The following is a 13,450-nucleotide window of genomic DNA, read 5'->3' as shown; positions in this document are numbered from 1 at the left end:
GGAGAGTCAGGGATTCGAACCCCGGGACCTGTTACAGTCAACAGTTTTCAAGACTGCCGCAATCGACCGCTCTGCCAACTCTCCAGGGACGCAAAAGTATAAAACGAAACCATTCTGGCAAAATTTCTTTTCATTTTTTTGTAGAAAGAGCTGTTTTAGAGGTAGTGGACTACTGCGAAAATTAGCCATAGTAAGCACTTTGGATATAATTATTGCGTTATTATTTAATGTATAAAATTTATAATTATATGCCCTGTTTTTAGCAAAAAAGACGCATCAGCGGAACAGCCGCTCTTTTGCCGCTTCTACATCAGGCAGGAAATTAACCAACTTTCCCTTATTGCTTTCAAAGATAAAGTCCTTAATAGATTGCCCGGGGTATCGACTGAAGTCGCCCACTATGGCTAGTTGTATTTTATAGTTGGAAAACTTTTGCAACACCTCACCGGCCAGGCGGGTTTTCAGATCAAAGAAGGCGGGCGTAATGTTCTTTTCGTGCACAATGATTTTTTCGACGTCCTGGTAATAGAGATCCGCCATCAGCTGCAATCCATCGTCGGCACTATGGAGAATGATATTGCCGGAAATGATTTCTGCTATCCGTTTACTGCCTTGTTCGTGTATCTGTATCTGCATGTTTTGGGTGTTTATGGAATACCTGCGCAAGGTACATTTATTTCGCCTGCCGACATTGCAACACCCCGTGGAAGGAAATACACAGTTCGTATAACCATAGTGGTAATAGCGATTATTACGGCTGATTCCGCAAGGTTGGCATAGTATATGCAAATTGGCAAAAGGAATGACCCAATGAAGAACAATGTAAATCTGAGTGACGGGAGTAGTTTTTTCGGTATTGGCCAACAAGTAGTATTGTTGTGTTAACCACACGTGCATAGCCCTGGTATCATCTGTTTAATCCGGTGTTTTTTAGCCTTGTACCCTCATCACAGGCATGTGTTGAGGGCGTGCTGTTGTGTGGTGAGTAGGAGGTATGAAATGCAGGAATCCATACGCTATGAAGAAGCAGTAGCTATCTGTTTGATTTAATTTATTATTTACGCATGATGTTGTGTATGATGTTATACCAGCGCTGGCTGGATGACGCGGCCCGTTATTGGGAATGTTTTTCGCTGCCCGTAAAAATTGCAATGGTTACAGGTGTATTGGCCCTTATCTGCGCAGTAGCCATTTATGGCTGGATGATGCATAGGTGGCGACGACAGCAAACTTTTATATTCCGTGAAGCAACAGACGACTGGCTGGTGAACCAGGTCATCTGGCCTGCGGTGGTTTATGGAATTGTACCGGAAAAACAACTGGTACATGCGCCGTTATTTAAGTATCAGCACCCTGAGTACAAACGGCTTTTCATTCGTCAGCTGATGGCCTACCGGAAAAGTTTTACCGGCAATATCCCGGCGATTTTGCGTACGGTGTACCTGCGACTGGCATTACATATAGAAGCAACGGCAGGGCTGTATTCCGGTAAGCCCGGCAGGGTACAGGCGTCACTGAGGGAGTTGTCGGGTATGGGCGTTTGGATAGATGGACCGTTTATACTCCGGCTCACAAAGAGTAAAAACGAACGTACCCGCTGGCTGGCACGCAGCCATATGGTGCAATGTGCGCCCGCTCATCCGCTGGAATTTTTGGAAGAACCCAATGAAGTCCTGTTACCCTGGCAGCAGTTCGAGTTATCCCGCATGCTCATGGTCAGGGAAGATATTCCCGTACCACTGTTCGAAAAATGGATCGATCCCCGGTACCATCCTACCCTGATTAGCTTTGCACTGAGGTTGGCTACCCACTATCAGCAACGTACTGCCGTAAAAGTGATGTTGCGTTTACTGCCAGTATCAGTAGAAACACTGCGTATACATATCATTAGTTGCCTGGGACAATTACAGGTTACTGAAGCAAGGCCTTTGCTGAAAGGGATGTATGAGCTGGAGACGCCTGCCTGCAGAACGGCTATTCTGCAGGCAATTGACCAGATAAATGCCAGTAATCGGCAAGGGCATCACGGTATTACTATTTTGCGGTAGCTAAGAAGGATCAGCCAGTTCTGCTTCGTATTTCTCCCGGAGAATTTTTCCCAGCGGCTTTCGTTTTAGTTTGGTCTCTAACCAAGCGGCCATGATGATTGTTCGTAAATGCTGCTGCGGCGTACCACACAGCTACGCCGCTTTTATTATGTACCTTTACGCGGCAAAAATTGAACGTAACTATGCTCGACCTTGAAGCCGCCGCATCGCAACAGGTGCTGCACTACATGAATACGCTCACCGGCTTTACTGCTAAAGACTGGCGTGCTATTTATCCCGCACTCACCATAGTATCATTTAAAAAAGACGACTTGCTGCTGGAACCTGGCAAAGTATGCGATGCCCTGTATTATATCTGCAAAGGTTATTGCCGCACTTTTTACAATAAAGATGGGAAAGAGATTAATACAGCTTTTTTCTTCGAAGATGATATTGCTACTAACATCAACAGCTTTGCCCGTGGCGAGCGGTCGGACTACGCTATACAGGCTGCTGAGCCGCTCACGGCCATAAAGTTTGATAAGCAACGCCTGTATGCCGCTGCTGCGCAGGATCCGGATGTGGAAACATTGGGACGGAAATGCCTGCAAAGTATTGCGGCCAAACAGGAACAACATGTGGCTATTTATAAACTCATGACGGCACAGGAACGCTATGCGTACCTGGCTGAACATTACCCCGAAATGTTGCAACGGGTATCACTTTCACAACTATCTTCTTACCTGGGCATCGCCAGGGAAACACTCAGCCGTATCCGTAGCAGAAAATAACCCGGTATCCATTTTGTGACGATCATCACAGGTCGGTTTATCCATATAGGCCGACCTTTACACTGTTCTTCACCTTTAAAAAAAATGGCATGAGTACCACACAAACCATCAAAAGCGCCAAAGACATAGTGTTATCTTTTATTGATGCCTTAAACCGCGAGGATTTTGCGGCTGCCCGCCAGCAACTGGCAGATGATTTTAATTTCGTAGGAGTGATGGGAAGCCGCCATGGCGCCGACATATACCTGGATGATATGAGCCGTATGAAATTCAAATACGATATCAAAAAGGTATTGGCCGATGATAGTGATGTAAGCCTTTTTTACGACATCGATATGGGTAATGCCACTACCATCTTCGCCAGTGGCTGGTATCAAATTCAGTCGGGCAAAATAAAAGCGTTTAAAGTTATTTTTGATCCAAGACCATTGCTGGAAAAGCAGTCCAGTTGATTGGACGTATAAGGCCTTGATGCGCGCCAGATCCTCATCCTGGCCTTATTTTATAACCACGCGAATCATAAGCACGCCTCTGCCTGAAATGGGACCCGCTGGCAACGCCGGTGCAGATACAGCCTGATAGAACGAGCATAGACCTTATATGCTTCATATGTACAAACATACATATTAATAGGAATGCAAAAAGATTTTGGAAAAATTTAGGCGTGTGTCTCAATTTTACTTTGAAACACACGCCTAAAGTCACAGGTCCCTAAATTTTCTTTCGGCGTAAATATAGGAAACGTTGCAAGTGCTCGTTATATTTATCCTTTCTGCGTTACCACCTGTATCTTTTTATCATTTGCCCGGACCCATACTTTCTTTTGTTCAGCTGATCTGATGCGGTACCCGGTCACTTGCCCATTTTTCCAGGTGCAATCTACCGTGTATCCTCCCCGGGCTTTCAGGCCTTTAAAAGATCCGTTGGCCGCCCAGCCAGATGGTATTCCCGGCAACAAATGAATTTCACCGGCATGGCTTTGCAGCAGCATCTCCGCCATGGCGCCAGTGATGCCGAGGTTGCCGTCTATCTGGAATGGCGGATGTGTAGTAAAAAGATTGGGCAGGGTATTATAAGTAAGTAACCCGCGCACCATGATGCCTGCCTTTTCACCTTCGCCGAGGCGTGCCCAAAGCGCACAGCGCCAGGGCCATGTCCACGAGCGGCGACTATCTCCCACCGTTGATTCGACGGTGAATGGCGTGTTTTCATTTTTTCCATAGTTTCCGCTCCGGCTCCGCAATGAAATGATGGCGGCTCTTGCGAAATCTGGGTTAAGCGTCATACTGATCTGGCGGCCGGGGTAAATGGCAAATAGGTGGGAAGTGTGCCGGTGTTGATCATCCGGGTCATCCCTGTCTTCCTGCCACTCCTGTAATTGCCCCCATTTACCGATCTTGTTAGGCGCAAGATGTGCCTGCATATCTGCTACTTTCAGCTGGTAGGCCGAATCGATGCCCAATGCCTTCGCCGCTTCCAGGTAGTTTTGAAAAAGATCCCATACCAATTGCTGATCGTGCATGACGCCATCTTCCCGGGGACCATGCTCGGGCGACCATCCATTGGGTACCATCAGTTTGCCATCGGGCATTTTCTTTAAACGATCCTCCCAAAACTGGCAGATTTCTTTCAAAATAGGGTAGGCCGTAGTACGCAAATAGGTTTTATCCATGGTAAAAGCCCAATGTTCGAAAACATGTTGTGCATACCACGCACTGGCCGGAATATTCCATTCCCAGCCATTCCCGCCGAAAATACTCTGGCTGGTGCGGGCCGTCCATCCACGTACATTAGCCCCGAATGCCTTCCGGGTAGCGATGCGGCAGGGCTCTTCCGCAGCCTTGATAAAATCTATCAGGGGCAAATGGCATTCAGATAAATTCGTTGATTCTACACCCCAGTAATTCATCTGGATGTTGATATTATTATGATAATCGCCAGCCCAGGGCGGTGTGTTGCTGTCGTTCCATAAACCCTGCAGATTAGCTGGTAACCCGCCTGTACGCGAACAGCTGGCCAGTAAATAACGGCCATACTGAAATAAGGTTTCTTCCAGGTCGGGATCCACACTACCGCCTGCATATTTTTTCAGGCGAACATCGGTAGGCAACAGTAGCACGTCGGCATCCGTTTTCCCAATATCAATAGACGCTGCCAGGGTGAGACGAGTAAGGTCTTTCGTATGACGGCTTACCAATGTTTGATAATCACTTTTCCTGGCCGCACTGATTTCTTGTTTAACCAGCGGCATGGGATCCGCCCCACGCCATCCCGATTGGTAATCCGGTTTATAGTTTGTCCGCGCATCGAGGTAAATGGTAATGGCATTGCATTTTTGAAACACCCAGTTATTCCCTTCTACCGAAATACTACCTCCTTCGTGCGCGATCTGCATGCTAGCGGCGTATTTCAGGTGATTGGGCATTTCACCCGTAAAGCTCAATCCATCTGCATTGGCAGCACTCATGGCTCCTTGTGCCGACTGCATAGAGATTTTACCGGATAAAGCTCCCTTTTTACTGGCGGTATAGTGGAAAACCATTACCTGGTCGGGGTGACTGGCAAACGCCTCCCGGGTATAACGGGTATCGCCTATTTCAAAAGCAGTGGTATGCACCCCGGTTTGGATATTTAATGAGCGATAATACCCGGTTACTACATCCGTATGATTGAAATCTATTACAAACGTTCCGAAATTCCGGTAGGAGCCGAAGCCATGATCCCCGGTTTCATATTCTCCATCCCAATTATTGTCGCCACTCCATAAACTCTGTTCATTGTACTGTACCTTTTCCGTTTTAATACCACCGAATAGCATGGCACCCATTCTTCCATTGCCGATAGGTAATGCCTGTGTATCCCATTTTTCGGCAGGTTGGGTATACCATAACCGGTACCCTGTACCAGGACCGGCGCCCGAATGCTGAGCAGTAACAGCTGTAGAAAGAAAAAATAAGGTACAACACAGTATAGCGCCCAATAGCTTTTTCATTTTACGATTTTAGTTTGTTTGAAGCATTGTGAACGGGTAAATATACGCTATTGACACCTCCGGTATCGCCACTATATTGGCTAATACTGACAGTTTATTGGCATTCACTTACCAGGTATTAAAATGCCTTTTGAAAAGGGATGATGCCCGAAAATGAAAAAGGGCATCTCAAATTTGAGACGCCCTTTTTCGGGATGGTTGATGACAACTAGAATCCCGGGTTATTCGGTAAAAGATTAGGGTTTACATCTATTTCCTGCTTCGGTACGGGGAACAACAGGTTCTTTTCTGCAAACGTAGCATTGAACACTGTTTTGTGTCCTACAAAGTTGTCCCAGTTACCCGTTACATCGTTATGAACTTTCCGTGTCCGGATCATATCAAACCACATTTTATTTTCAAAGCACAGCTCATAATAACGTTGCAGCCATACTTCCTGCTCAAACGCTGTTTGAGACATGCCTGCTGGTAACGGACCGAGGTTAGCGCGATCACGAATGGCTTTTACATATTTGAGCGCATCGGCATTGGGGCCACCTTCTGCGCGGTTAGAAGCTTCTGCATACATCAGGTATACATCGGCCAACCGGTATAAGGTGTAGTTCAGGTCAGATTTGGCGGTATTTACCACGGCCAGCGAATCAAAGAACTTGTAGATATACGTGTTCCTGAAAGTGATGGTATCTGCACTGCTGATCTTTTTATACTTGGTATAAAAGAATTGTCTTTCCTGTACGCGTTTATCTTTCGGGTCGAACGACTGTATAAACTGTGGTGTAGGATATACAGAACCATACTCGTCGGAGTATTTGGAGATACCCGCGTAGTTCGGAATAGTGAGTGCTGTCAGCGGATTGGTAGAAGGAACAGAAGCGGCATACTGTACCTGGAAAATGAATTCCCCGATATTTTTATTCAGCGGGTTATTCATATCCGTATAGTTTTTAAACAGGGAAGCGCCACTGTTGGTGATCACTGCTTTGGAAGCTGCGGCAGACAGTGCATAATACTGGGTACCGCCATTGATGGCAGCGCCGGCATAAGTGAGGTATACATCGGCCAGCAGGCTCTGTATCATACTCATGGTTACATTACCGGTATTATTAGACCATGGCAGGCTGGATTTAGCTGCAGTCAACAGGTCGGGAATGATGATGCTGTCGTAAATGGCTTTGGCCGGCGTACGGGGCAGGTTCAGGTTCGGCGCGGTAGGAACAGTAGGTACAACCGTCAATTTGGGTATAGCTCCGTATAATCTTACCAGCTGAAAATAATACAATGCCCGCAATGCGTGTGCTTCTGCCAGTTCGTTGGTGGTAGTGGTGGCATCCTGCACTGCTTTGGGAATGTTTTGGATGGCCAGGTTACAGGCGCCCACACCCAGGTACATCCGTTGCCACCAGGTATCTACATAAAAGGAAGTGTAGTTGTAACTCAGGTTCTGGAAATTGATGAAGCCGGTTTGTCCCAGGTCACTATTAGCTTTGCCGGTCATAAATTCCAGCAGGTTATACACGTTACCGCCATAAGAAGAAGGCTGGCCTTGCAGAAAGCCCTGCAGGTTCTGGTAGCAGCCGTTGGCAAATGCACGGGCTACTTTCGGACTGGTAAGGTCAGCGTCCGGTGTGAGGAAGTTGGTGGGCTTTTCGTCCAGGAATTTCTTACAGGAACAACTGAGCAACACCATCAACGCTATTAATATATGTTTAGTCGTTTTCATTTTCTGAATTTTTAATTCACTAAATAGATTGTCACTTCAACGGTTACACGAAACGGTCTTAAAAGTTAAGGTTTACACCCAGGTTCCACACGCGTGGGCGGGGATAAGGGAAGAAGTCAATACCCTGTGAAAACCCTGTATTGTTACCATAACCGAAGTTGAATGTGTCTACTTCAGGATCATAACCGGTGTATTTAGTGATCAGGAACAGGTTCTGTACACTGGCATAAATACGGAAGCGGTTAATGTGACTGCGCTGCATCCAGGAAGCCGGGAAAGTATAGCCCAGTGTAAAGTTCTGACCACGTATATAAGACCCATCTTCTACCCACCAGGTATCGAAGTGGGAATCCTGTGTGAATTTGTAGCTGCGTACCTGTGCAATGGAAGTATTCTGGTGATCAGGTGTCCATCCATCCAGTACGGTTTTCAGGCTGTTGGCCAGTGTTTGGCGGTCTTCTGTCGAGTGTTTGAAGGCAGCGGCGGTGTTCATACCCTGTACAAAGCGGATATCGGCGGTCAGATCCCAGCCTCTATATTTCAGTGTGGTGCTGAAGGTACCGGTCCATTTCGGGTTGGCGCGGCCAATGATGCTATACACCGGGTTGCCGGCAGCATCGTATACATACTTTCTGTCGCCCGGCAACAGCGAATGTTTCGCTGCTTCGGCAGCTTCGTCTGTACTGTAAGTACCCAACCTGGTCATGCCATAGAAAGAACCGATAGGCTCACCTACTCTCAGCACATTCGTTTGTCCGAGGAAGTTAGGACCCGGGAAGATATCGGCATTACCATCGTTGAGTGTGAGGATGGTGTTTTTGTTGGAAGTAAAGAGGAAGTTGGTAGTCCAGGTGAAATTAGGTGTTTGGATGTTGGTAGTGCTCAGTCCAATTTCCCATCCTTTGTTTCTCATCGATCCTACGTTTTTGTAAACGTTACCGTTATAGGTACCGGCAGACCATGGAATGGGGGCTGCCAGGAGCAGGTCGGTAGTTTTACGGTTGTAGTAGTCTACGTTCAGGTTGATGCGGTTGTCTAACACAGAGAGTTCTACGCCGGCATCTACCTGGGTAGATTTTTCCCATTTCAGGTTCGGGTTACCAATATAGCCCGGTACCAAAGTAGGTTGATTAGCGCCACCAATAACGGTTTGATCGGGTCTGTACTGGGCGAAGTTCTGGAACTGCCCGATTTCCTGGTTACCGGAGAGACCATAGCTGGCACGTATTTTCAGGTTATTCACAAATTTGCTGTGTTTCAGCCATTCTTCTTCAGATACACGCCAGGCGGCGGCTACAGAAGGGAAGAATGCGAATTGTTTTTCCTTGCTGAACTTGGAAGAACCATCATATCTGCCGGTAGCGGTAAACAGGTATTTACTGTGCAGGCTATAGTTAACGCGTGCATAGTAAGAATTCATATCCCAGGGAGAAGTGAGGGAAGTAGCGTTTGACCGTACAGAACCGGCGCCCAGGTTATTCCATTGGAAATAATCGGTTACGAAGTTCTGCGTTTCTACCAATGCATTTTCTCCTGAATATTTGATGAAGGAAATACCACCCACGGCATTCAGGGTACTGTTGTTGCCCAGGTCTTTGTTATACGTCAGGTAGCTTTCTGACTGCCAGTATTTATTGTAATCATCTGTAATCCTGGCTACGCCGCCCTGGTCCTGCGATAAGTGAGGAAGGTCGGTGCCGCTGTAGAAGTTAGCTTTGTTGCTTACCAGGTCGTAACCGAAGTCTGTTTTGAAGTCCAGGTCTTTGGTGATATGAAACAACAGGTATACATTACCCAGGGTATGCTGGGAGTTATTCAGCGTATAACGGCTCTGGGCAATATGTACCGGGTTGGGGCCTCCTTCCAGGCCGGCAATGTCGTTGTTGCCTGCCCAGGTACCATCGGGGTATCTTACCGGTACAATCGGCACTTCTTCTGTTACCATCCTGGGTACGTTTAAGCTACCGTTACCATCAGATACCAGTCTTTGTTTGCTGGAAATGATATTAAGGCTACCACCTATTTTCAGCCATTTTTTTACATCATTGTCGAAAGTCAGGCGGGCAGAATACCTTCTGAACCACGACTGTGTCATTAAACCGTTCTGATCCAGGAAGCCGAGGGAGGCGCTGTACACCAGCTTATCGGTACCACCCTGGAAGTTGAGTTGATGACTGGTAGAGATAGCCGGTTTATACGTTTCTTTTTCCCAGTTGGTATTATACAGTGGCTTATCATTGGCATCAAACAATTTTGGAAAGTTCTGATGGTTCAGTGCTTTTGGAGGTGCCCAGGTGCCGTGTTGCGGGTCGAACTTGGTGGCATTCACAAAAGCTTCGTTATATACTTTTACAAACTCGTCGGAGTTGAGGGTAGGCAGGTGCCGGGAGAGGGTACTTACGTTCACATCGCCCTGGTAGCTTACTTCGGTAGGACCGGCTTTACCACGTTTGGTGGTGATCATGATAACGCCATTGGCGCCCCTGGCTCCATAGATAGCGGTGGAGGAGGCGTCTTTCAATACTTCCAGGGAGGCGATATCGTTCGGGTTGATGGCGTTTCCATCTACGCCGGCTATTCCATCTACTACATACAGTGGATCTATGGCCGAGTTGATGGAGCCAATACCACGGATACGCACTTTGGCGGCCTGGCCGGGTGCGCTGCTGTTGATGTTGACTTCTACGCCGGGTATTTTCCCCTGTAAGGCCTGGGAGATATTGGGCACGGGGGCGTCCATGATCTTCTCCGCTTTCAGGGAAGCTACGGCGCCAGTGAGGTCAGATTTTTTGACGGAACCATAACCAATTACCACGAGGTCGTTCAGCGTGTTTACCTGTACGTCGAGCGCTACATCGATAACAGTTCGGTTACCTACCTTTACTTCCTGGTTGGCAAACCCGGTAAAGGAAAATACCAACACTGCATTGCTGTTGGGTACCGTCAATGAATACACGCCATTTTCATTGGCAATGGTACCGCTCGAGGTACCTTTGATGGCCACCGTGGTATTAGGGATCGCTGTCCCGTCTGCCGCATTGGTGACCTTGCCACTAACTTTAATTTGGGCCATCGCGTGCATGGAGAGCAGTATACATGCAAGCACATAAACAAGTGTTGTTTTCATAACAAGTCTTTAGAGATGATGGAATAATAGCCGGTAAATTGTTCTTCCAGTTGATAAGCGACGTGGGAATATTTTCATACGTGGATTCCCACTGCGACAAAATCGATTTAGTGTTGTTAAATCATGATAATAACAAGTTTTACATAGTTAGATAGTTTGATAATTACATGGTTAGAAAGTTAGATTCGGTTGATGAATTAATAATAATAACCGAACAGCCGAAATTGTTTACGCGTTAGTGCTGATTTGCTGGCCATTTTTTTAAACGGCAATGGCGTCTGACAATTGATCGGCTTCCTCCCTGAAATTTGCTGGTCCTTCGGGTCTTCTCTGTTTACATTGTGCTAGTCGTAGAAGCTGTTGTGAGCAATGATATGGTTCATGGTTTTTAGTGCTGCAACAACTTCCGGTATAACTCCATTCTAAATGCGGGTTTATGTTTTCTATACCCCACCACGTTCAATCGTCTGCGTTCGGGTAAACGCAGGGCTGCTCCAGATCCACTCCATGCTTTGCAAAATCGTTTTATCACTGAGGGCTAAAAAAAGAATCGACCGGTAGCCGGTAGCCAGTGGCTTGTTTCCTTGAATCGATGTTGCCAGTGCTTTCGGCTGATACGGTACCTGACTGCCCTCTGGTGTGAAAGCTGTAATGGTAATTTCCGCAGGAAGTGGAGCTATGAATAAGTTTTTCATCATGTGGTCCCGGGTATTATGTACAAACATAGAAACATTAATGAATTAATGCAAGAAAAGTTTTTAACAAAACCTTAACCAGCTGATTTTGAGTAAAATATTTTAAATCATATTACTATGAATATTTTTTATTGTTAATGTTTATACCGGATCGTTCTTTTACAGGTACCAAAAAACACCACTGCACGCCAGAATCAACGGTAGAAAATTGGTATTCTTGTTATTTTCCAGTTTTTTTGCGGCATGAATTTGAGCATAGATCATAAAAATCCACTTCCCCTTCATGTTCAGGCAGAAAACCTGTTACGGAATATGATCAAGGATCCGCAGTATGCCGGCGGAAAATTTTTACCCAATGAAATTCAACTGGCGAAACAACTGGCTATCTCCCGGTCTACGTTACGCCATGCACTCAATAAACTGGTATATGAAGGGCTGCTCACCCGGAAGAAAGGGGTAGGGACCAAAGTGGCAGAAACAGCCATCAGCTCTAAATCCAAGAACTGGCTGAGCTTCACGCAGGAAATGAATGCCCGTGGCATCACCATCAAAAACTTTGAATTACACGTTACCTGGGTATTACCAGATGAAACGGTAGCCAACTTCTTTGAAATCAGCCCCGATAAGAAAGTATTGAAACTAGAGCGCCTGAGAGGTAAAGCAGAAGGGCCTTTTGTATATTTTATTTCCTATTTCCACCCCAGGGTAGGATTAACCGGGGAAGAAGATTTTAAACGCCCACTCTATGAAATATTGGAGAAAGAATATATGACAGTGGCAACACTCTCCAAAGAAGAGATCAGCGCCAAAACAGCCGACAAATTTATTGCATCCAAACTGGAACTGGAACCAGGAAGTCCTATCCTGTTCAGGAAACGCTTCGTATATGACCAGGGCGAACGCCCTATTGAATATAATCTTGGCTACTACCGCGCTGATAGCTTCGTATATACGGTAGAAAGCAGGAGAGACTAACGACTACTTACCAACAAATCATATTACAGCGCCGTACCCGCCTTTATAAAGCCGGTACGGCGTTGTTGTATTAATAATATTAAGGCTGTGGTGCTGCAGCTGCATCTTTGGTAACCACCGGCCATACGCCCGGCTTAGGCACACTCACGCCTTTATTGGAACCTCTCACCCCGGCATCCTGGCCAAAATAATACAGCGGCCATCCCTTGTAGGTGAGCTGCTTTTTACCAAACACCATGGTGGTACCAAACAGTGTTTTATCCAATACAGAAGGCACTACTACCTGGTCTGTTTCATAAATAGGCCAGATGGCATTGTTGGAAAAATCTGCTTTGGTAAAAGTATTCACATTAAACTTATCCGGCGCGAATGCATACAGTGTAACACCTTTGGCATCTGTGAAGTACAGGGTTTTACCGGTACCTTCGGTGTGGTCGGCCAGGTAATTTTTACCATCAGCACCCACCAGCTGTGTATTTACCAGCTGTATGGTGTAGTCTGTTTTTGCCACAAACCATACATTATTCACCGCTTCTCCCTTGGTTTCTCCTGCTGCTTCCCGTACGTTGGTACCGCCTACATTAGGCGCAAAATAATACAGGGGCCATCCTTTATAGGTAGTTTGTTTTTTACCATCGGTGGTAGTAATGGTAGCGAAGTCTTTGATGTCCAGACCTGTGCCCAGCGCGGCCTGTGCCAGGTTGTCGCCCGCATAATAAATAGGCCATACTGCGGCGCAACCGCCGGTACAGTTGTTGGATCCGTTAAAGTCATTGGAAAAATAATAAAGCGAATTGCCATCTACATCAGTGATATGATTACCCACTGCGGCGCTGGCGCTGATTTGTACTACCGGCTTCGGTGCGGGCGTATCAGGGTTACTATTTTTGCTGCCGCAGGCGCTGAGGGCCACAATGCCGGCTATAGCTATCCATGAGAATAAGGTGTTTGTTACGCAGTTCATGCTGATTAAAATTTTTTCGGGAATAAAAAATAAGTACGCAACTGCCTGCCGCTGGCCAGCAAGGCAGCGCAATCCGGTACGCATACTTATTCGGAAGAAATCATGAAAAGGTTGCCACGATGAAAAAATATTTTCTACGGGGCGCCTGTTTAATACGAT

10 protein-coding genes and 1 tRNA gene are annotated in these 13,450 nt (G+C 46.6%); 4 read left to right on the top strand and 7 right to left on the bottom strand.

Annotated elements, in window-relative coordinates:
* Together FHW36_RS27500 and FHW36_RS27495 are read right to left on the bottom strand one after the other, a co-directional pair.
* Positions 1-84 (bottom strand) — tRNA-Ser (locus tag FHW36_RS27500).
* A 192-nt stretch (positions 85-276) separates the two neighbouring features.
* Entirely contained in the window at positions 277-636 is a 360-nt protein-coding gene (locus tag FHW36_RS27495) for a DUF4180 domain-containing protein (RefSeq protein ID WP_145674083.1), read from the bottom strand.
* 440 nt (positions 637-1,076) lie between these two features.
* On the opposite strand from FHW36_RS27495, the gene FHW36_RS27490 reads away from it, so the two are divergent.
* From FHW36_RS27490 to FHW36_RS27480, 3 genes are all read left to right on the top strand, one after another.
* Positions 1,077-2,048, top strand: coding sequence for a hypothetical protein (locus FHW36_RS27490; RefSeq protein ID WP_145674081.1), 972 nt, complete (start codon positions 1,077-1,079; stop codon positions 2,046-2,048).
* 182 nt (positions 2,049-2,230) lie between these two features.
* Positions 2,231-2,818 (top strand): Crp/Fnr family transcriptional regulator, encoded by a 588-nt coding sequence (locus FHW36_RS27485; protein ID WP_145674079.1) that lies wholly within the window; start codon positions 2,231-2,233, stop codon positions 2,816-2,818.
* Between the two features lie 89 nt (positions 2,819-2,907).
* On the top strand, positions 2,908-3,270 hold the full coding sequence (locus FHW36_RS27480; RefSeq protein ID WP_145674077.1) for a nuclear transport factor 2 family protein: 363 nt from the start codon (positions 2,908-2,910) through the stop codon (positions 3,268-3,270).
* A gap of 311 nt (positions 3,271-3,581) precedes the next feature.
* Here the strand turns inward: FHW36_RS27480 and FHW36_RS27475 are convergent, their stop codons facing one another.
* The 4 genes from FHW36_RS27475 to FHW36_RS27460 form a co-directional block, all read right to left on the bottom strand.
* Positions 3,582-5,810 (bottom strand): glycoside hydrolase family 95 protein, encoded by a 2,229-nt coding sequence (locus tag FHW36_RS27475; protein ID WP_145674076.1) that lies wholly within the window; start codon positions 5,808-5,810, stop codon positions 3,582-3,584.
* 208 nt (positions 5,811-6,018) lie between these two features.
* Complete coding sequence (locus FHW36_RS27470; protein ID WP_145674074.1) at positions 6,019-7,530, bottom strand: RagB/SusD family nutrient uptake outer membrane protein; 1,512 nt, start codon at positions 7,528-7,530, stop codon at positions 6,019-6,021.
* 58 nt (positions 7,531-7,588) lie between these two features.
* Positions 7,589-10,657: a SusC/RagA family TonB-linked outer membrane protein gene (locus FHW36_RS27465; protein WP_145674073.1), complete on the bottom strand. Its 3,069-nt coding sequence runs from the start codon at positions 10,655-10,657 to the stop codon at positions 7,589-7,591.
* 443 nt (positions 10,658-11,100) lie between these two features.
* Positions 11,101-11,355: a hypothetical protein gene (locus tag FHW36_RS27460; RefSeq protein WP_145674072.1), complete on the bottom strand. Its 255-nt coding sequence runs from the start codon at positions 11,353-11,355 to the stop codon at positions 11,101-11,103.
* Positions 11,356-11,595: 240 nt separating this feature from the next.
* On the opposite strand from FHW36_RS27460, the gene FHW36_RS27455 reads away from it, so the two are divergent.
* Positions 11,596-12,327, top strand: a complete 732-nt coding sequence (locus FHW36_RS27455) for a GntR family transcriptional regulator (RefSeq protein WP_145674070.1) — start codon at positions 11,596-11,598, stop codon at positions 12,325-12,327.
* Positions 12,328-12,406: 79 nt separating this feature from the next.
* Here FHW36_RS27455 and FHW36_RS27450 read toward each other — a convergent pair whose 3' ends face one another.
* Complete coding sequence (locus tag FHW36_RS27450) at positions 12,407-13,291, bottom strand: COG4315 family predicted lipoprotein (protein WP_145674068.1); 885 nt, start codon at positions 13,289-13,291, stop codon at positions 12,407-12,409.
* Between the last annotated feature and the right edge of the window lie 159 nt (positions 13,292-13,450).

It is taken from the genome of Chitinophaga polysaccharea (assembly GCF_007829335.1).
Classification (GTDB): domain Bacteria; phylum Bacteroidota; class Bacteroidia; order Chitinophagales; family Chitinophagaceae; genus Chitinophaga; species Chitinophaga polysaccharea_B.
The sequence above is the reverse complement of the archived record's forward strand: the minus strand, read 5'-3'. Positions and strand labels throughout refer to the sequence as shown.

Coding starts and splice junctions, on each gene's coding strand:
- FHW36_RS27480 (WP_145674077.1), top strand. CDS start 2,908: ATGAGTACCACACAAACCATCAAAAGCGCCAAAGACATAGTGTTATCT.
- FHW36_RS27475 (WP_145674076.1), bottom strand. CDS start 5,810: ATGAAAAAGCTATTGGGCGCTATACTGTGTTGTACCTTATTTTTTCTT.
- FHW36_RS27455 (WP_145674070.1), top strand. CDS start 11,596: ATGAATTTGAGCATAGATCATAAAAATCCACTTCCCCTTCATGTTCAG.
- FHW36_RS27495 (WP_145674083.1), bottom strand. CDS start 636: ATGCAGATACAGATACACGAACAAGGCAGTAAACGGATAGCAGAAATC.
- FHW36_RS27485 (WP_145674079.1), top strand. CDS start 2,231: ATGCTCGACCTTGAAGCCGCCGCATCGCAACAGGTGCTGCACTACATG.
- FHW36_RS27470 (WP_145674074.1), bottom strand. CDS start 7,530: ATGAAAACGACTAAACATATATTAATAGCGTTGATGGTGTTGCTCAGT.
- FHW36_RS27450 (WP_145674068.1), bottom strand. CDS start 13,291: ATGAACTGCGTAACAAACACCTTATTCTCATGGATAGCTATAGCCGGC.
- FHW36_RS27465 (WP_145674073.1), bottom strand. CDS start 10,657: ATGAAAACAACACTTGTTTATGTGCTTGCATGTATACTGCTCTCCATG.
- FHW36_RS27490 (WP_145674081.1), top strand. CDS start 1,077: ATGATGTTATACCAGCGCTGGCTGGATGACGCGGCCCGTTATTGGGAA.
- FHW36_RS27460 (WP_145674072.1), bottom strand. CDS start 11,355: ATGATGAAAAACTTATTCATAGCTCCACTTCCTGCGGAAATTACCATT.